General features: G+C 64.6%; 17 protein-coding genes and 1 pseudogene. 6 read left to right on the top strand and 12 right to left on the bottom strand.

Translation table 11 applies throughout. From position 1 onward, the window contains the following. Nucleotides 1-173 precede the first annotated feature (173 nt). Together blaOXA and AC1DGP_RS21100 are read right to left on the bottom strand one after the other, a co-directional pair. On the bottom strand, nt 174-1,010 hold the full coding sequence (gene blaOXA / locus AC1DGP_RS21105; protein WP_476770309.1) for a class D beta-lactamase: 837 nt from the start codon (nt 1,008-1,010) through the stop codon (nt 174-176). 198 nt (nt 1,011-1,208) lie between these two features. Beyond that, on the bottom strand, nt 1,209-1,559 hold the full coding sequence (locus tag AC1DGP_RS21100; protein WP_441490926.1) for a hypothetical protein: 351 nt from the start codon (nt 1,557-1,559) through the stop codon (nt 1,209-1,211). 116 nt (nt 1,560-1,675) lie between these two features. On the opposite strand from AC1DGP_RS21100, the gene phaC reads away from it, so the two are divergent. Then, nucleotides 1,676-3,499, top strand: a complete 1,824-nt coding sequence (phaC, locus tag AC1DGP_RS21095) for a class I poly(R)-hydroxyalkanoic acid synthase (protein WP_441490927.1) — start codon at nt 1,676-1,678, stop codon at nt 3,497-3,499. Nucleotides 3,500-3,580: 81 nt separating this feature from the next. Here the strand turns inward: phaC and AC1DGP_RS21090 are convergent, their stop codons facing one another. Beyond that, a complete protein-coding gene (locus AC1DGP_RS21090) occupies nt 3,581-4,942 on the bottom strand; it encodes an OmpP1/FadL family transporter (RefSeq protein WP_476832500.1) in 1,362 nt (453 codons plus the stop codon). 431 nt (nt 4,943-5,373) lie between these two features. On the opposite strand from AC1DGP_RS21090, the gene AC1DGP_RS21085 reads away from it, so the two are divergent. After that, nucleotides 5,374-6,222, top strand: a complete 849-nt coding sequence (locus AC1DGP_RS21085; protein WP_441508362.1) for a fumarylacetoacetate hydrolase family protein — start codon at nt 5,374-5,376, stop codon at nt 6,220-6,222. A gap of 372 nt (nt 6,223-6,594) precedes the next feature. Here the strand turns inward: AC1DGP_RS21085 and argC are convergent, their stop codons facing one another. The 7 genes from argC to AC1DGP_RS21050 form a co-directional block, all read right to left on the bottom strand. Beyond that, complete coding sequence (gene argC, locus AC1DGP_RS21080) at nt 6,595-7,527, bottom strand: N-acetyl-gamma-glutamyl-phosphate reductase (protein ID WP_476770802.1); 933 nt, start codon at nt 7,525-7,527, stop codon at nt 6,595-6,597. 347 nt (nt 7,528-7,874) lie between these two features. Next, nucleotides 7,875-8,834 carry an agmatinase gene (gene speB / locus AC1DGP_RS21075; protein ID WP_476776359.1) on the bottom strand — a complete coding sequence of 320 codons (960 nt, stop codon included), beginning with the start codon at nt 8,832-8,834 and terminating at the stop codon, nt 7,875-7,877. A gap of 21 nt (nt 8,835-8,855) precedes the next feature. Beyond that, nucleotides 8,856-9,176: a hypothetical protein gene (locus AC1DGP_RS21070; RefSeq protein ID WP_162768255.1), complete on the bottom strand. Its 321-nt coding sequence runs from the start codon at nt 9,174-9,176 to the stop codon at nt 8,856-8,858. 71 nt (nt 9,177-9,247) lie between these two features. Continuing rightward, a complete protein-coding gene (locus AC1DGP_RS21065; RefSeq protein ID WP_476832499.1) occupies nt 9,248-10,006 on the bottom strand; it encodes an SDR family oxidoreductase in 759 nt (252 codons plus the stop codon). A 96-nt stretch (nt 10,007-10,102) separates the two neighbouring features. After that, nucleotides 10,103-10,582 carry a 30S ribosomal protein S9 gene (rpsI, locus tag AC1DGP_RS21060; protein WP_043232079.1) on the bottom strand — a complete coding sequence of 160 codons (480 nt, stop codon included), beginning with the start codon at nt 10,580-10,582 and terminating at the stop codon, nt 10,103-10,105. A gap of 2 nt (nt 10,583-10,584) precedes the next feature. Further along, nucleotides 10,585-11,046 carry a 50S ribosomal protein L13 gene (rplM, locus tag AC1DGP_RS21055; protein WP_113516586.1) on the bottom strand — a complete coding sequence of 154 codons (462 nt, stop codon included), beginning with the start codon at nt 11,044-11,046 and terminating at the stop codon, nt 10,585-10,587. Nucleotides 11,047-11,330: 284 nt separating this feature from the next. Continuing rightward, nucleotides 11,331-11,747 (bottom strand): PaaI family thioesterase, encoded by a 417-nt coding sequence (locus tag AC1DGP_RS21050; protein WP_476770806.1) that lies wholly within the window; start codon nt 11,745-11,747, stop codon nt 11,331-11,333. A gap of 103 nt (nt 11,748-11,850) precedes the next feature. On the opposite strand from AC1DGP_RS21050, the gene AC1DGP_RS21045 reads away from it, so the two are divergent. Continuing rightward, nucleotides 11,851-12,666: an enoyl-CoA hydratase gene (locus AC1DGP_RS21045; protein ID WP_476832498.1), complete on the top strand. Its 816-nt coding sequence runs from the start codon at nt 11,851-11,853 to the stop codon at nt 12,664-12,666. 103 nt (nt 12,667-12,769) lie between these two features. Here the strand turns inward: AC1DGP_RS21045 and AC1DGP_RS21040 are convergent, their stop codons facing one another. After that, nucleotides 12,770-13,201, bottom strand: coding sequence for a hypothetical protein (locus AC1DGP_RS21040; RefSeq protein WP_441508359.1), 432 nt, complete (start codon nt 13,199-13,201; stop codon nt 12,770-12,772). A 149-nt stretch (nt 13,202-13,350) separates the two neighbouring features. Between AC1DGP_RS21040 and AC1DGP_RS21035 the strand changes: the two genes are divergently transcribed. The 3 genes and pseudogenes from AC1DGP_RS21035 to AC1DGP_RS21025 form a co-directional block, all read left to right on the top strand. After that, nucleotides 13,351-13,881, top strand: a complete 531-nt coding sequence (locus AC1DGP_RS21035; RefSeq protein WP_476776357.1) for a CoA-binding protein — start codon at nt 13,351-13,353, stop codon at nt 13,879-13,881. 25 nt (nt 13,882-13,906) lie between these two features. Next, the gene (locus AC1DGP_RS21030; protein WP_476776356.1) at nt 13,907-15,136 is read left to right on the top strand and encodes an FAD-dependent oxidoreductase; all 1,230 of its coding nucleotides are present in this window, start codon (nt 13,907-13,909) and stop codon (nt 15,134-15,136) included. Between the two features lie 67 nt (nt 15,137-15,203). Further along, nucleotides 15,204-16,376 (top strand): annotated as a pseudogene (locus tag AC1DGP_RS21025) (O-acetylhomoserine aminocarboxypropyltransferase); the annotation flags it as partial. Here AC1DGP_RS21025 and AC1DGP_RS21020 read toward each other — a convergent pair. Beyond that, nucleotides 16,376-17,455: an IS630 family transposase gene (locus AC1DGP_RS21020; RefSeq protein WP_441509221.1), complete on the bottom strand. Its 1,080-nt coding sequence runs from the start codon at nt 17,453-17,455 to the stop codon at nt 16,376-16,378. The pseudogene AC1DGP_RS21025 and the gene AC1DGP_RS21020 sit on opposite strands and share 1 nt — an antisense overlap. Nucleotides 17,456-17,527 lie beyond the last annotated feature (72 nt).

Here is a 17,527-nt window from a genome sequence, read left to right as displayed (position 1 = left end):
GGACGCGCCGCGAGAACCGGCTCGTCACAATTGTGCGTTGACTGCCCTTAGCATCGCATCTTCGGTCAGGACAGGCCGTAAGACGCAATTTTCGACGAAAGACGCCAGCGTGGCAGGGGCGGCTCGGGCCTCTCCTAGCGGCATGCCCCTTCCGGCCGCAGCCTTCGTGCCGCTCATTTGGCCTTCATCAGAACCGGCAGTTCCTTCAGAAAGGCGTCGCGGAGCTTCCGGCCGGGTATGCCATCCGTGCGTTCCGCGCCGATCAGCAGGCGCGCGAAGACGACGCGCCTGTCCTTGTTGTCGGCCCAGCCGACGAACCAGCCGAGAGGCCGCTTCCGATCGATTTCGCCTGCAGCGTTCCGAAGCCAGATGCTGCCGGTCTTGCCTTTCACCGTCCAGTCTCCGGCGCTGAAGCTGGGAAGGATCGCCCTGGTCATCTCATGGGCCTTGCCGGAAACCGGCAGCGAGCCGGACAGGAGGCGCCTCAGGAAGCCCGTCTGCTCCTCTGGCGAGATGGTCAGCGACGACGAGATCCAGGAATGGGTCAGGCCATTGTTCTGCCCGCGATCACCCGAGACATCGCCGTTGCCATAGCCGAGCTTCGCGACATGGGCTGCGAAGCTCCTGGGCCCGAGCCGGGCGGTCATTTCGCGCGAGTACCAGATAACCGAATCCGCCTCCCAGATCGTCGGGTCGACCGGCTTGCGATCCCGCGCCACCGCGTTGAATCGCGGTTGATAGTCCCAGAGGGGCTTGTGCTGGTCTTCGAGAATGCCCGCGTCGTAACCGATCGCAGCAAGCGGCACCTTGAAGGTCGATGCGGGGCTGAAGCGCTTGTCGCAGGTTCCTTCGCGGTGGAGCGTCTTTCCCGATGCCGCCTCGAGAATGAGCGTGCAATCGAGATACGGCTTCACGGGGACAGTCTGAGCCTGCGCAGAATTGGGCAGCATTGCGCCCGCGATCAGCATGGCTGCGGCGAAGGAGAATGAACGATGGTCCGCTTGCGCCATGGGGCACGGTCTCCGGAACGGCAACGCCCCTGCCCTAGCGAGCCGGCCCGTCCGGGATATGGCGCGATTCCGACTAACTCGAATTAACCTAACCGATTGGTGAAGGCTGCCCTGCCCGGCAGATTGCAGGAGCCAGACGGGACGAGCCAGCCGAGCCGACTTCCGCCCAATAGAATAGGCGGCTAATCGAATCGCCGATTAGTTGGTCGGAACCACGGCCGGCGCTGGCGGCGCGGTCGCGCCGAGGGACTTGGCTTGTTCGCCGGCAGCCTCATTCGAGAGGCGCTTGGCTTCGAGGTTGGTTTCGAGCGTCTTGAAATCCGCCACGGGCTTGCGCGGTGCAGCGCGCGTCGCAGACGTGCCGACCGAGATGTAATCCCGCTCCGTCGAGCGGCTCTCCTTGACGAAGGGCTTCGATTCCTGCGGCGTGGTCGCCAGTCCCGCAGCCTCGGCGACACCCTTCACGCCATCCCCCGCACAGCCGGCAAGAAATGGGGCGCAGAGCAGCAGCAGCGCCAGGAACCTTGTCGTAGGATTGTTGAGTGACATGAGCAGGTCCGGCGCGTTGCAGAATTATCTTTTTACACCATATCGTTTACGTCCTTAATGGGACCAAAATAGGAAGCAAGGGCTTCCGCAAAAGACGTGGCAAGGGGAGACGATTCATGTGCCCGCCAGCCGACGACAAGCCGAAGGGTCCCGCTGGCTCGGACGAAGCGCCTGTGCCGGATTTCGACCTGCTGGCCCAGAACATGGGGCGCTTCATGGAAGAGGCCGGGAAGGTGACCGCTGCCTATCTGAAGCCGATCGAGCGCGGCGAGGCGAAGACCGGCGCCGCCGACGAGGTCAGCGAAATGGTCAAGACCATTGGCCGCGTCGCAGAACGCTGGGTCACGGACCCGCGCAAGATCATCGAGGCACAAGCTTCGCTGACCAGCGACTTCATGAGTTTGTGGGCTTCGACCCTGAAGCGGGCCAGCGGCGAGGAAGCAGCTCCGGTCGCCGAGCCCGACAAGCGCGATGCGCGCTTTGCCGATCCGGACTGGTCGGCCCACCCGATGTTCGATTTCGTCAAGCAGGCCTATCTGATCGGCTCGCGCTGGGCCGAGTCTATGGTTGATCGCGCCGAGGACCTTGACCCGCATACCCGTGAGAAGGCGCGCTTCTACGTCAAGCAGATCGCCAGCGCGCTTTCGCCCTCGAATTTCGTCGCAACGAATCCCGAACTCCTGCGCGAGACGCTCAAGCAGAACGGCGAGAATCTCGTGCGCGGGATGAAGATGCTGGCCGAGGATGTCGAAGCCGGAGGCGGCGAACTCAAGATCCGCCAGTCGGACGGGCGTGCCTTTGAGGTCGGCGTCAATATCGCCACGACGCCCGGCAAGGTCATCTATCGCAACGAGATCATGGAGCTGATCCAGTACGCACCGTCGACCGAGCAGGTCTTCAAGCGCCCCCTGCTGATCGTGCCGCCCTGGATCAACAAGTTCTACATTCTCGATCTCAATGCCGAGAAGAGCTTTATCCGCTGGTGCGTGGCGCAGGGACTGACGGTCTTCTGCATCTCCTGGGTCAACCCCGACGAGCGCCACGCCGCCAAGGATTTCGAGAGCTATATGCGCGAGGGCATCTTCGAGGCCCTTGACGCGGTCGAGCAGGCGACCGGCGAAAAGCGCGTGACCGCCATCGGCTATTGCGTCGGCGGCACGCTGCTTGGCGTCACCCTCGCCTATATGGCTGCGACCAGGGACAAGCGCATCGAGAGCGCGACCTTCTTCACGACGCAGGTCGATTTCTCGAAGGCCGGCGAACTCTCAGTCTTCGTCGATGAGGATCAGATCCGCGCCGTCGAGGAGCAGATGGCCCAGCGCGGCTATCTCGACGGCGCGCGCATGGCCGGAGCCTTCAACATGCTGCGGCCGAACGACCTGATCTGGTCCTATGCCGTCAACAACTACCTGAAGGGCAAGCTCCCGACCGCGTTCGACCTGCTCTACTGGAACTCCGATTCGACGCGCATGCCGGCCGCCAACCATTCCTTCTATCTGCGCGGCTGCTATCTGGAGAACCGGCTCTCCAAGGGTGAGATGACGATCGGCGGGAAGACGCTCGATCTGAAGGCGGTGAAGATTCCCGTCTACAACCTCGCCGCCAAGGAAGACCACATTGCTCCGGCCCAGTCCGTCTTCATCGGCTCGCAATGTTTCGGCGGGCCGGTCGACTATGTCATGGCGGGCTCCGGCCATATCGCGGGGGTGATCAACCCGCCTGGCAAGGTGAAGTACCAGTACTGGACCGGGGGCAAACCCGAGGGCGTGTTCGCCGATTGGGCCAAGGGCGCCGTCGAACACCCCGGTTCCTGGTGGCCGCATTGGCTCGGCTGGCTGACTTCGCAGGCGCCGAAGACACTGCCGGCGCGCGAGCCGGGCGACGGCGCACTGGCGCCGCTCGAGGACGCGCCTGGAAGCTACGTCAAGATCAGGGTTTGAGCCCCTTCGGAGCCGGATGACCTTCCGGATCACAAAAAAGCCGGCCCAAGGGCCGGCTTTTCGCAGAATTGGGTACGTCGATCAGTTCTTCCGCACCACCGGGCGCATCGGGATCGTCTCCTGCGGATTGTCCCAACGATAGGTGATGCCGGCGGAAACGACATGAACATGCGGCTTGGCCTCGGCCGTGTAGAGAACCGCGCCCTGCTGCGGATGCGCTCCGGAATAGTTCACGCTCGCATTCTGGACGTGGAGGTAGGTATAGCCCAGGTCGAACTTGATCCTATCCGAGACCTGATAGCTGAAGCCTGTCGATAACCAGAGGCGGTCATTATCCGAGATGAAGACCGTGCGGTTCTCGTCGTTCACGGCCGAAAGCTCGTAACCGACACCGGCGCGAAGGGTCAGATCGCGGTTGTATTTGTATTCGAGACCCGCCGCGAAGTACCAGCTGTCGTCATACTGGAAGTTCAGGCTGGTGAAAGGAACGCCAAAATTGCTGGCGACCACGGGAATGCGACGGAAACGGCTCCAGTTCGTCCATTCGACACCAAGGTGAGCTTGCCACTGGTCGTTGATGACCTGGGAGAGGCCGAATACGACCGAATCGGGCAGATTCAGGTTCGCCTTGATCGGGTTCGAACCCGCAGCGAGGATCGGCGGGACCGCGGCCGGGGTCTTGAACGTGCCCTCCAGCGAATGATGGATCATCGAGCGGTAGGCCAGGCCGATATTGGTTCCCTGCCACGGGGTCAGCGTCACGCCGAGCTTGTAACCGAAATCGATCGAGTCGCCTTCGAGGATGGTGTTGGCCGCCGTAGCCGTGATGCCAGCTGCCTGCTTCAGATTGGTCTTGAAATACTGCACCTGGAGCGCTGCGCCCACGGCGAGCCAGTCATTCACCTGGTAGCCGACCGTCGGCGTAACGTTGATCGTCGCGACGCGCGCCGAGCGGCCGTAAATCTGAGACGCATTGAATTGGTTTTCGGGTTTCGAGCGCAATCCGAAGGGCACGCCGGTGTGCATGCCGATCCAGAGGCGATCGGTCAGCTGCCAGGCTGAATACGAAGCCGGCACGAAACCGCCATCGCCGCCGATCTCGCCGGTGCCGAGGTTGCCTCCTCCAGCGGCGCCGATCGGGACGATCGCGCCGTTAGGCAGCCGCACCCGTGTTGGCGAGGTCGGATCGTAGCTGGCGCTCGGGGCGATGTAGCTGAAGTTCCAATTGCTGTTGCGGCCTGGAAACATGGTGATCGTGGCCGGGTTGAAGGTCATGGCTCCCATGCCGATGCCGCCGGAGGCCGCGCCGGCAAATGCCATGCCGAGGCCCTCGGCACTCGTTCCACTGCGCAGCGAAAACGAACTTGCCGAAGCGACGCCGGAAACCAGAAGAGCAGCGACTGAAACGGTAGCAGCGGCGGTGTAGCGAACCATGCTCTTCATCGAGTACCCATCCCTAGGATTGACGTTCTTTCGGGCAAATCACCCGCTTCGCCGACGAACATGCCGCGCTCGCGTTTCTGCCGCAATCCCGCCCTGAACGGCACAATTTCGCCATGCTTCTCCATGTGCTTGCACCGCAGCAGGCAGAATCGGCTAAAAATCCGCCGATTCCTGCAGTGCCGATCAAGTCAGCGCGTGAAAAAGATCGTTTATATGCGAACTATCACAAGTTTTGCGCAGGTGGCAGTTCTACGAGCCTACGTCTAATGGTTGCAGAAGCCTTTGCTTTGGCGACGGCCGTTGCATTCCCGCAACAAGTTTCGGGGCCCCCCTGTGCAGTCGCGTCATGCGCAGGAACCGCTTGCCTCGGGCGCCCCGTCCGCACAGGATCGCGCACCTTTGATCATATCGATTGAAACGGGGGAAACGACGTGAAACTGGTACGTTATGGCGCTTTCGGCCAAGAGAAGCCCGCGCTGCTGGACTCCAAGGGCGTGCTGCGCGACCTGTCAGGCAAGGTTCCGGACATCGCCGGCAAGGCGCTGACCTCGGCCTCGCTTGCGGCACTGAAGGCGCTCGATGCCGAAACGCTCCCCGAGGTTCAGGGGACGCCGCGCATCGGCGCCTGCGTCGGCGATGTGCGCAATTTCATCGCTGTCGGCCTCAACTTCGCCGACCATGCGGCTGAGACCGGCGCGCCGATCCCGGCCGAGCCGATCCTGTTCAACAAGGCGCCGAACTGCATCGTCGGCCCCTATGACGACGTCACCATCCCGAAGAACTCGAAGAAGACCGACTGGGAAGTCGAGCTTGCGATCGTGATCGGCGATGGCGGCTCCTATATCGCCGAGAAGGACGCCATGGCCGCGATCGCAGGCTTTTGCGTCTGCAACGACGTCTCGGAGCGCGAATTCCAGACCGAGCGCGGCGGCCAATGGGCCAAGGGCAAGGGCTGCCCGACCTTCGGCCCGCTCGGCCCCTGGCTGGTGACCCCCGACGAGATCGCCGATATCCAGAATCTCGGCATGTGGCTCGAGGTCGATGGCGAGCGCGTGCAGAACGGCTCGACCAAGACGATGATCTTCGGTGCCGCCTATCTCGTGCACTATATCAGCCAGTTCATGCGGCTCGATCCGGGTGATGTCATCACCACCGGCACTCCGCCCGGCGTTGGTCTCGGCTTCAAGCCGCCGCGCTTCCTGAAGGGCGGCGAGGTCGTGGCTCTCGGCATCGACGGCCTCGGCACGCAGAAGCAGAACTTCGTCCCCTACAAGGGCTGAGATAAAAAGACGCCGCCATGGCTGCTTGACCCAACCATGGCGGCGTTGCCCACACCGCAAATAATGTCGCTCACAGCTGCCATGGAGGCAGCCAAAGCGGCGGGGACTAGTCTCGGGTCTCGTGTCGTAAAGCCACCAGTCGCCGCAGCGACGTGACATTACGCACAACCGATCCCCCGATAGAGGCCATCCCTCCCCATATCGGCTACCCCCATTTGGGGGACGTCAAGGCAAAGGGTCATCACGACCCCGTCAGCTGACCATAGGTCATGACCGCAGCGGATTGCCCGCGCTGCTCCCCTTGCCTCAACGGAGAAGGCCCCGCTTGGGGCCGGGCCTTTCGCCTTTGCGGACGATATCCGGCTCGATGATCTAAGCTTCGCCGAGCCCGAGCATCAGGCGGATATTCTGGACCGCAGCGCCCGAGGCGCCCTTGCCGAGATTGTCGAGCTTGGCGACGAGCACCGCCTGCCGCAGCTCCTCATTGCCGAAGACCCGCAATTCGAGCTGGTTGGTGTCGTTGAGCGACTCCGCTTCCAGCTTGCCGCCGGCCTCGGCCGGAACCACCTTCACATAGGTCGAGCCGGCATAGCGCGCCGCCAGCGCGTCGTGCAGGTCGGCGACCTTCGGCTTGCCCGGAAGCGTGTCGAGATGCAGCGGTACCGAGACGAGCATGCCCTGGCGGAAATTGCCCACGGACGGCACGAAGATCGGCCGCCGGGTCAGGCGCGCGTATTCCTGCAGCTCCGGCAGGTGCTTGTGCTTGAGCCCCAGCCCGTAGAGCTCGAAGGACGGGGCGACGCCCGCCTCATAGGCTTCGATCATGCTCTTGCCGCCGCCGGAATAGCCGGAAACGGCATTGACCGTCACCGGATGATCCTGCGCGAGCAGGCCCGCATCGACCAGCGGCCGCAGCAGGGCGATGCCGCCGGTGGGGTAGCATCCGGGATTGGAGACGCGGTTGGCATTGGCGATTGCCGCGGCATGGCCGGGGGCGAGTTCGGCAAAGCCGTAGACCCAGCCCGGCGCGACGCGATGGGCAGTCGCGGCATCGACGATCTTGGGAGCGTCCGCGCCGAGTTCGTCGGCGAGCGCCACCGATTCCTTCGCTGCCTCGTCAGGCAGGCAGAGCACGACGAGATCAACCCCGGCCATCATCGCCTTGCGGGCGGCCGGATCCTTGCGCTTGTCGGGATCGATGCTCTTCACGACGACCTCCGGCAGCTCTGCCAGCCGGTCGCGAATGCCAAGGCCGGTGGTGCCGGCTTCGCCGTCGATGAAGATCGATTTCAGATTCTGGCTCATCAGGGCCTCCGAAAGCGCGCTCGCGCTCATTGATAGGTCAGCATCAGGCATAAAAAAACCGCGCTCCGGGCGCGGTTCGCGGACAATTCGGGGTTCAGCCGAGCGTCATCGCGGGCGCGCCGGGGCGGCCTGGTTGGTGCGACGTCGGATCGAGCACATGAACATGACGCTGATATGTGGGAGGGCGCCGCCCCTGTCAATCGGCATGTGGCGCGACGTTGCCCTGCGGGGCACGGCAAGCCTCTCGCCCGACGGGGCGAAGGCTTGCGTCATGCCAGATTTGCCAACAGATTGAATCGCTTGGTGCACGCGGCTCGTAAGTCGATTCAGCCCGCTCGCACAGCGATTCAACCGGCCTTCTTCTTCAGCGCCAGCGCCTGGATGTAGTGTTGGGCCACGGCGGCACCGGCGATCGCCGTCGCGTCGGCATGGTCATAGGGCGGGGAGATCTCGACGATGTCCATGCCGCGGAAATCGAGATCGCGGATGGCCCAGACCATGCGCAGTGCCTGCGCCGCAGTAAAGCCGCCGGCAACGGGCGTGCCCGTGCCCGGCGCGAAGGCCGGATCGAGCGCGTCGATATCGAAGGTGAGATAGGCGGGGCCCTGCCCGACGCGCTGCTTGATGCGCTCGACGACGCCATCGACGCCGAGCTCATGGGCTTCATAGGCGCCAAGCACCTGGATGCCGCAATCCCGGGGCGCAACCGTGCGGATGCCGACCTGGATCGAGCGATCGACATCGATCAGCCCCTCGCGCACCGCCTCCAGCATGAACGTGCCATGCGAGACAGCGCCGACGCCATCGTCCCAGGTGTCCTGATGCGCATCGAATTGGACGATCGCCAGCTTGCCATGGCGGGCGACATGGGCGCGCAGCAGCGGCAGGGTGATGAAATGGTCGCCGCCGAGCGTCACCAGATGGGCGCCGGTGGCGATGATCGCGGCGGATTCGCGCTCGATCGCCTTGGCGCAGCCCAGCAGGTCGCTGCGCGGCAGCGAGCAGTCGCCGTAATCCACGGCCGAGAGATGCTCGAACGGGTCGATGCGCGACGGATACTGGGCATCGCCGTCGAAGATCGCACTGACGCGGCGCAACGATTGCGGTCCAAAGCGCGTGCCCGGCCGGTTGGAGACCGCGAGATCGAAGGGCACGCCCCAGATCACCAGATCGCAGCCGGCGACATCCTTGCTGTAGCGGCGGCGCATGAAGGAGAGCGCGCCGGCATAGGTCGGGTCCTGCGCCGGGCCGCGCCGATCGCCGGTGAAGGCGTGGTCGATGGAGGGGGTGTCGACGGGTTCGGTCATGGCAGCAATCCGTGAATGAAGTCAGCGCCTGCCCGTGAGCCAGACATAGAGGCACCAGGGCAGGATCAGGGCGAGGCCGGTCAGGACCAGCCGAAACGTGGTCCAGGCGATGGGGTTCTGCAGGGCGCGGCCATCGAGTTCAGGCACGCCATGGATCAGGCCGAGCGCGAAGGCCGGCGTCAGGAAGATGATCAACGCCCGTCCGACCCGACGCCCGGTCGGCTCCCCCGTCCGCGCAAGCGCGAGCAGCGCGGGAACTGCGATCATTCCGAAAGCAATGAGAACGAGCAGGATGCGCATGGCGGAGGCTGGAACCGGAGACGTGAGCCTGCGGTTTAGCATGGCCGCTGCCCTGATCCAGCCGCGCCGGGCGGCAGTCACAGCCGAATCTGTCGTTCAGGGCCCCGGCGCTATCAGCGCCCGCCCGCCACCCGCAGAACCACGCCTGTCGTATAGGCGGAAGCCTCGGACAGCAGGAACAGCACGGCCTCGGCGATCTCGTCCGGAGACGCCGCCCGCTGCAGGGGAACGAGCGGCGCGATGCGCTCGACCCTGCTCGCTTCGCCCGTCGACAGGGCGTGGATCTCGGTCTCGGTAATGCCGGGCGCAACCGCATTGACGCGGATGCCGGCTGGAGCAAGCTCCTTCGCCAGACCAACCGTCAACGTATCAATCGCTCCCTTGGAGGCGGCGTACCAGACATATTCGCCGGGCGAGCCGAGCGTTGCCGCAGCCGAGGAGATGTTGACGATCGCCCTGCCCTTCCGCTCCGGCTGAGCGAGCAGCGCCCGTGCCGCTTCACGCGCGACCAGCAGCGCGCCGGTGACGTTCACGTCGATGCAGTTGCGAATGACCTCTGCGTCCGCCTCGGCCAGCGGGCCCGACTTACCGGTGATGCCTGCATTGTTGACGACCTGGGCGATGGGCCCGAGCTTCCCCTTCGCCTCGGCGAAGACGCGCAGGATATCCGCCTCACCAGACATGTCGCCCTGGAGTGCAACGGCGCTTGCGCCCGCGGCCTTGCAGGCCGCGACAACCGTTGCGGCCGCGGCCGCGTCGCGCTGGTAGTTGACGGCGACATCATAGCCACGACCGGCCGCCATGACTGAGATGGCGGCGCCGATGCCGCGGCTGCCTCCGGTAACGAGAAGAACGGGACGGGTAGCGCTCATCGGCGGCGACTCCAGCTGGTGCGGAGCTGCAGCCAATACGAAAAGGGCGGCTCTTGCGAGCCGCCCTGTAAGCATAGCCAGACTGCGTGAGCCGGATCAGCGCTTCGAGAACTGGAAGCTGCGGCGGGCCTTGGCCTTACCGAACTTCTTACGCTCGACGACGCGCGAGTCGCGGGTCAGGAAGCCTTCCTTCTTGAGCGGACCGCGCAGTTCCGGCTCGTAGAAGGTCAGGGCCTTGGAGATGCCGTGGCGCACAGCGCCGGCCTGGCCGGAGAGACCGCCGCCCTTGACCGTGACGACGACGTCGTACTGGGTCATGCGGTCGACGATCATCAGCGGCTGCTGCAGGATCAGGCGCAGCACCGGACGAGCGAAGTAGACTTCCTGGTCGCGGGTGTTGACCGTGATCTTGCCGGAGCCCGGCTTGATCCAGACGCGGGCGATGGCGTTCTTGCGCTTGCCGGTGGCATAGGCGCGGCCCTGCGCATCGACCTTCTTGACGTGAACGGGAGCGTCGGGCTGAGCCGTCTTGGCGACCTGGCCGAGCTGCTCGAGAGACTGAAGAACCTCAGCCATGATCAGAGCCTCGCATTCTTGCTGTTGAGCGCGGCGACGTCGAGCGCCTCCGGCGACTGGGCGGCGTGGGGGTGCTCAGCGCCCTTGTAGACGCGCAGGTTGCCCAGGATCTGGCGGAACAGCGGGCCGCGCGGCAGCATGCGCTCGACAGCCTTCTCGACGACGCGCTCAGGGAAGCGGCCTTCGAGCAGGAACTTGGCGGAACGCTCCTTGATACCACCCGGGAAGCCGGTGTGATGGTAGTAGACCTTCTGGTCGCGCTTGCGACCCGTCAGGACCACCTTCTCGGCGTTGATGACGATGATGTTGTCGCCACAGTCGACATGCGGGGTGTAGGCGGCCTTGTGCTTGCCGCGCAGACGCATCGCCACAACGGAGGCGAGACGACCAACGACCAGCCCGGAGGCATCGATCACAACCCACTTCTTCTCGACGTCGGCGGGCTTGAGCGAGACGGTCTTCATCGCGGCACCCTTCGGTTGCTTGAAAAAGGACAAGCCGCCGGAAGGCCGGCGGCGGTGTGGGGCGGTGGATAGGGGCAAGCTGCCGTACTGTCAAGCACCACGATCACGGTCCAAGGCGAAAAATCGCATTGTTTTCAGTGCAATGGCAAAAACGGTATTTAGATACCGCATTCCGTTCCAGCGATCCTGCGAGGTCCGGCAGGATCATCCCTTTCCCTGCGCTTCTCCCGACGCTCCGATTCCCCCACGGAGACGGTTCTGCGGCCAGGACCAGCGCTCGACTCCTAGCGCTCCGACGGAATCGAGTAGGTGCCGGTCGCATGGCAGACCATCTCGCTGTCGCCCTGCGAGAACAGCGCGACCTCTCCGACGGCGAGCCGCTTGCCGAGCTTGAGCAGCCTGGCGTCCGCGATCAGCGCCACCGGCCCCGGCTTGCGCAGGAAATTGTAGTTGAGGCTCGTCGTCACAGCGAGGCCGACCGGGCCGATCTGGCCGAGGATCGCGACATAGAGGGCGAGATCAGCCAGCGCCATCATGGTCGGACCGGAGATCGTGCCCCCCGGGCGCAAATGCCGCTCGTGATAGTCGCAGCGCATGCGCGCCGTCAGCGGGCCGACATCTTCGATGAAATGAGTGCGCCCGCCATAATGGAGTTGCGGGAAGACCTGATCGAGATAGGTCTCCACCTCTGAGATCGTCATGCGGGGTGTCATGTGCGGGAAACCGGATGCCAGCGGGAAACTCCTCCCCTTGCAGCATGACGGTTGGGCTCCGACAATAGCCACGGATGAGAAAGGCCATGCCATGAATGCCCATATCGAGCCCGGCACCGCCCCGGTCCTGCTGCGCGCAGACCAGGACGGCATCGCGACACTGACGCTGAACCGTCCGCAGGCGCGCAATCCGCTTGGCGAAGCGATGCTGGCCGCGTTGAGCGAGGCTTTCGGGGCCATTGCGGCAGACGATACGGTGCGCGCCGTCGTGCTGACGGCCGCCGGCCCGGTCTTCTCGGCCGGTCACGACCTCAAGGAGATGAGCGCGCATCGCGCCGATCCAGACCGTGGCCGCGCCTATTTCACCGATATCCTTGGCCGCTGCTCGGCCATGATGCAGCAAATCACCGCCCTGCCCCAGCCCGTCATTGCAGCGGTGGAAGGCACGGCGACCGCTGCGGGCTGCCAGCTCGTCGCGACCTGCGATCTCGCCGTCGCCGGCGCGCAGGCGCGGTTCTGCACGCCCGGGGTCCATATCGGGCTGTTCTGCTCGACGCCGATGGTGGCGCTCTCGCGCAACCTCGCGGGGAAGCATGCGCTGGAGATGCTGCTGCTGGGCGAGATGGTCCCGGCCGAGGAGGCGGCCCGGATGGGGCTGGTCAACCGGGTCGTTCCGGCGGGCGCAGCGCTTGCGGAGGCCTTGCGACTGGCGGGCGTGATCGCATCGAAATCGACTGCCACGGTGAAGGTCGGCAAGCGCGCCTTCTACCAGCAGCGCGAGATGGGCCTCGCCGCAGCATATGATCACGCATCGGCGGTCATGGTCGAGAACATGCTCGCCCGCGACGCCGAGGAAGGGATCGGCGCCTTCATGGGGAAACGCCAGCCGGTCTGGAACGGCAACTAGCGGCTCAGGAGCCTCAGTCGGGCCCTCTCCATCAATCCGGAATCAGCGCCGCACGCGGCGACAACCGTGACACGCCGCGTGCAGCTATCCATCAGGCGCCTGTTCAGAGGATCGCGGGGAAGTGCTCCGGCATCTCGGTTTGCAGGTGCTCCTTGGTCTCTTCTTCCGGCTGCGGCACGGCTGGCAACTGCAAAACGGTCGCCTTTTGTCCCGTAGACAGGTTCGTCAGCAGAATGACCTGCCCGTCGGGCAGCTCGAGCGCATCGTGATGCGCATAGGGCTTGTCGAGATCGATCTGACGGAAGCGGGCCATCGTCGCTGCCATCTTGCGATGCGGCAGGAAGCCGACCACCCTATCGCACTCGATCTCGCTCGCGAACGCCAGCTCCGTGCCGGGCAGCACGCAGACCGCAACCTCCGGCTGTGCCGAGGTGCAGAACCCGCGCGTGCTCGAATTCGGGAAGCTGGTGGTCGTCAGTTCGTCGCCCACTTTGGCGGGAGTGGACATCACATTGTGCAGGCTATAGTCGCACATGGTAGACCCTCCTTTCATGACGGAACAACCGGGGTTGTTCGCCCTGTGTTCCATTGAATCAGATAAGAGTGGCAAAGCTGTGGTTCAGCCCCTCGGCGCCAAAATGCTGGGGCATGATCGCCGCGTATTTCTCGTGAGGATTCAGCACCTTGAATCATGAGGCCTATGAAGATGCGCTAATCCGCCGCATCCTGCGCGAGGTGAAAACCATCGCCCTGGTCGGCGCCTCGGCCAACGAGGCGCGGCCGAGCTGGATCGTCACCAAGTATCTGCTCGATCGCGGCTATGACGTCATCCCCGTCAATCCCGGCCTTGCCGGCCAGACGCTGCTCGGCAAGACGGTCTACGGTGCGTTGAAGGAGATTCCGGTTCCCGTCGACATGGTCGAGATCTTCCGCAATTCGGAAGCCGCCGGGCCGATCACGGACGAGGCTTTGGCGCTCTCGCCCCTGCCGAAAGTGATCTGGATGCAGCTGTCCGTCCGCAATGACGCGGCCGCCGCTCGCGCCGAGGCCAAGGGCCTTACCGTGATCATGAACCGCTGCCCGAAGATCGAGTATGGCCGGCTCTCCGGCGAGATCGGCTGGCAGGGCATCAACTCGCGCATCATCTCGAACAAGAAGCCGCAACTGGCCGGCAAGGGCTTCCAGAAATTGTCGATCGACCGGCCCGGGACCTGACCAGGCCATCCCCAGGAGAACGGCGATGCGCGAGGAAACGACCACTTGCTGCATCGCCGGAGGCGGCCCCGCCGGGATGATGCTCGGTTTCCTGCTCGCGCGAGCCGGAATCGAAGTCACCGTGCTGGAGAAGCACGCCGATTTCCTGCGGGATTTCCGCGGCGACACGATCCACCCTTCGACACTCGAGCTGATGCATGAACTCGGATTGCTCGAGGCCTTCCTGAAGCTGCCGCACAGCAAGGAAGACCATATCGTCGCCCGCTTCGGAGACGACGAGATCACGCTCGCCGATTTCAGCCATTTGCCGGTCAAGGCTCCCTATGTCGCCTTCATGCCGCAATGGGATTTTCTCGATTTCCTGGCGGAACGGGGACGCGAGCAGCCCTCCTTCCATCTGCGGATGCAGACGAAGGCCGAGGGACTGATCAAGCAGAACGGGCGTGTGGCCGGCGTCGCGGCCATGGCGCCCGACGGCCCGCTTTCGATCAGGGCCGATCTCGTGGTTGCGGCCGACGGGCGCAGCTCCGATCTGCGCGCGGCGTCTGGCCTCCCGGTGAAAGTGCTCGGCGCGCCGATGGACGTGCTCTGGTTCCGGCTGTCGCGCAGCAAGAGTGATCGCAACCAGACATTCGGCCAGGTCGCGGGCGGCCGGTTCTTCATCATGCTCAATCGCGGCGACTACTGGCAATGCGCCTTCATCATCCCCAAGGGTTCGCTGGAATCCTTGCAGGTCCGGGGCATGCGGGCCTTCCGGGACGGTGTCGTCGCGCTCTCGCCCTTTCTCAAGGACCGGATAGCGGAGCTGCGCAGCTGGGACGACATCAAGCTGCTCTCGGTCGCGGTCGATCGCCTGACGCGCTGGTGGAAGCCCGGCCTGCTCTGCATCGGCGACGCTGCGCATGCGATGTCCCCGATCGGCGGTGTTGGGATCAATCTGGCGGTGCAGGATGCCGTCGCAACGGCCAACCTGCTGGCAGCGCCGCTCCGCGAGAGGCGGCTGACGGATACCGCGCTCGCAGCCGTGCAGCATCGCCGTGAATTCCCGGCAAAACTCACCCAATCCATGCAGATCGCCATCCAGAACCGGGTGATCACGCCGCTGCTCGCCAGCCGCGGACCGGTGGCGCCGCCGCTGCCGCTGCGCCTCCTGCAGCGCTTCCCGCTGCTGCGCCGCCTGCCGGCACGGCTGATCGGCCTGGGGATCAGGCCGGAGCATATCGGCCCCGCTCTCAGGCCCGTCCGGCCGAATTGACGCCGCACAGAGCGTTCGTTAAATCGAACGGGACCGTTTCACGATCAGAATTTGCAGGGAGCACGCCATGTCAGACCGCTCACCGGGTTTCCATACGCTCGCCATTCATGCCGGTGCAGCGCCTGATGCAGCCACCGGCGCGCGCGCCACGCCGATCTACCAGACGACATCCTTCGTCTTCGACGATGTCGACCACGCCGCATCGCTGTTCGGCCTGCAGGCTTTCGGCAACATCTATACGCGGATCGGCAACCCGACCAACGCGGTGCTCGAGGAGCGCGTCGCCGCGCTCGAGGGCGGCACTGCGGCGCTCGCCGTCGCATCCGGCCACGCCGCCGAGTTCCTCTGCTTCCACGCCCTGCTGCAGCCGGGCGACGAGTTCGTCGCCGCGCGCAAGCTCTATGGCGGCTCGATCAACCAGTTCAACCATTCCTATAAGAATTTCGGCTGGAATGTGATCTGGGCCGATTCCGACGATCTTGAGAGCTTCGCCGCCGCGGTGACCCCGCGCACCAAGGCGATCTTCATCGAGTCGATCGCCAATCCGGGCGGGGTGATCGTCGACATTGCCGGCGTCGCGGCCATCGCCAAGAAGCACAACATTCCGCTCATCGTCGACAACACGATGGCGAGCCCCTACCTGATCCGCCCGTTCGAGCACGGCGCCGACATCATCGTGCATTCCGCCACCAAGTTCCTGGGCGGGCACGGCAACTCGATCGGCGGCCTGATCGTCGATGGCGGCTCGTTCAACTGGGTGGGCGACGAGCGCTACCCGATGCTGTCCAAGCCGCGGCCGGAATATAACGGCATGGTGCTTGGCGAGACCTTCGGCAATTTTGCCTTCGCCATTGCGACCCGCGTGCTCGGCCTGCGCGACATGGGCCCGGCGCTCTCGCCCTTCAATGCCTTCATGATCCTGACGGGCATCGAGACCCTGCCGCTGCGCATGCAGCGCCACTGCGAGAGCGCACTCGCCGTCGCAAAGCACCTCTCGACGCATCCGGCGGTGGAATGGGTCAGCTATCCCGGCCTGGACGGCGATAAGTATCACGACCTCGCCAAGCGCTACTCGCCGAAGGGAGCGGGCGCGGTCTTCACCATCGGCCTGAAGGGCGGCTACGATGCGGGTGTCAAGCTGGTCTCGAACCTGCAGCTGTTCTCGCATCTCGCCAATATCGGCGATACGCGCTCGCTGGTGATCCACCCCGCCTCGACGACGCATCGCCAGCTCTCGGACTAGTGGATGGAATCTAACGCTTGGTGCCCACGCCTGACGGCAGCGATGATTTTGTCGGGGTCAGCGGTCCAGGAGAAGGGCTTGGGATCGGCGTTGGTCTCGGCCAGGAAGCGATTGATGGCGGCCTGGAGGTCGACGATCGAGCGGAAGACGCCGCGCTTCAGCCGTCGTCGGGTGAGCTTGGCGAAGAAGCCCTCGACCGCATTGAGCCAGGAGCATGAGGTCGGCGTGAAGTGGAAGACGAACCTTTCGTGCCGGTTGAGCCATGCGCGGACCTTCGGGTGCTTATGGGCGGCGTAGTTGTCGAGGATCACGTGGACGCTCTTGCCGGCCGGCACCTCGGCCTCGATGGCGTTGAGGAAGCGGATGAACTCCTGGTGGCGATGGCGCTGCATGTTGCGGCCGATGACGGTGCCGTCGAGGACGTTCAACGCGGCGAACAGGGTCGTGGTGCCGTGGCGCTTGTAGTCGTGGGTCATGGTGCCGAGCCGGCCCTTCTTCAGCGGCAGGCCCGGCTGCGTGCGGTCGAGCGCCTGGATCTGGCTCTTCTCGTCGACGGACAGCACGATGGCGTGGGCTGGCGGATCGACGTAGAGGCCGACCACGTCGCGCAGCTTCGGCACGAAGTTCGGATCGTTGGACAACTTGAACTGCCGACAGCGATGCGGCTGCAGCCCGTGCGCCTTCCAGATGCGCCGCACCGCGCTGGCGCTGATGCCGGCCGCCTTGGCCATCATATCCGCCGTCCAGTGCGTCGCCTCGACCGGCGGGTCGGTCAGCGTCAGAGCCACCACGCGCTCCGCCACCGCGGGTCCGAGCGGCTTGACCCGGGAGGGCCGGGTCTTATCGCGCAAGAGCCCAGTGACGCCAGCCGTCATGAACCGTTCCTGCCAACGCCAGACGCAGGTCTTCGATTTGCCGGTCCGGCGCATGATCTCGTTGGTGCCGATGCCGTCCGCGCTCAGCAGCACGATCAGCGCCCGCCACGCATGCTTCTGGGCGGCGTTGCGGTCCTTGGCCACCGCCTCAAGGCGGTGGCGATCAGACGGCGTGATGGTGATCGAAACCCCGGTGCGCATGCGCCAGACTCGCATACGCGCCGACCGAGGGGAATCCCAAGCAGGACTCTTCCGTCAGGCAGAGACCACTAG

Source organism: Allobosea sp. 05T433 (assembly GCF_056396065.1).
Note: the sequence above shows the minus strand (reverse complement) of the source record. Positions and strands in the feature narration are given on the sequence as shown.

Coding starts and splice junctions, on each gene's coding strand:
- AC1DGP_RS21065 (WP_476832499.1), bottom strand. CDS start 10,006: ATGAGCGCTACCCGTCCCGTTCTTCTCGTTACCGGAGGCAGCCGCGGC.
- AC1DGP_RS21090 (WP_476832500.1), bottom strand. CDS start 4,942: ATGAAGAGCATGGTTCGCTACACCGCCGCTGCTACCGTTTCAGTCGCT.
- rpsI (WP_043232079.1), bottom strand. CDS start 10,582: ATGGCTGAGGTTCTTCAGTCTCTCGAGCAGCTCGGCCAGGTCGCCAAG.
- AC1DGP_RS21070 (WP_162768255.1), bottom strand. CDS start 9,176: ATGCTAAACCGCAGGCTCACGTCTCCGGTTCCAGCCTCCGCCATGCGC.
- AC1DGP_RS21040 (WP_441508359.1), bottom strand. CDS start 13,201: ATGTGCGACTATAGCCTGCACAATGTGATGTCCACTCCCGCCAAAGTG.
- rplM (WP_113516586.1), bottom strand. CDS start 11,046: ATGAAGACCGTCTCGCTCAAGCCCGCCGACGTCGAGAAGAAGTGGGTT.
- phaC (WP_441490927.1), top strand. CDS start 1,676: ATGTGCCCGCCAGCCGACGACAAGCCGAAGGGTCCCGCTGGCTCGGAC.
- AC1DGP_RS21030 (WP_476776356.1), top strand. CDS start 13,907: ATGCGCGAGGAAACGACCACTTGCTGCATCGCCGGAGGCGGCCCCGCC.
- blaOXA (WP_476770309.1), bottom strand. CDS start 1,010: ATGGCGCAAGCGGACCATCGTTCATTCTCCTTCGCCGCAGCCATGCTG.
- AC1DGP_RS21100 (WP_441490926.1), bottom strand. CDS start 1,559: ATGTCACTCAACAATCCTACGACAAGGTTCCTGGCGCTGCTGCTGCTC.
- speB (WP_476776359.1), bottom strand. CDS start 8,834: ATGACCGAACCCGTCGACACCCCCTCCATCGACCACGCCTTCACCGGC.
- AC1DGP_RS21045 (WP_476832498.1), top strand. CDS start 11,851: ATGAATGCCCATATCGAGCCCGGCACCGCCCCGGTCCTGCTGCGCGCA.
- AC1DGP_RS21020 (WP_441509221.1), bottom strand. CDS start 17,455: ATGCGCACCGGGGTTTCGATCACCATCACGCCGTCTGATCGCCACCGC.
- AC1DGP_RS21050 (WP_476770806.1), bottom strand. CDS start 11,747: ATGACGATCTCAGAGGTGGAGACCTATCTCGATCAGGTCTTCCCGCAA.
- argC (WP_476770802.1), bottom strand. CDS start 7,527: ATGAGCCAGAATCTGAAATCGATCTTCATCGACGGCGAAGCCGGCACC.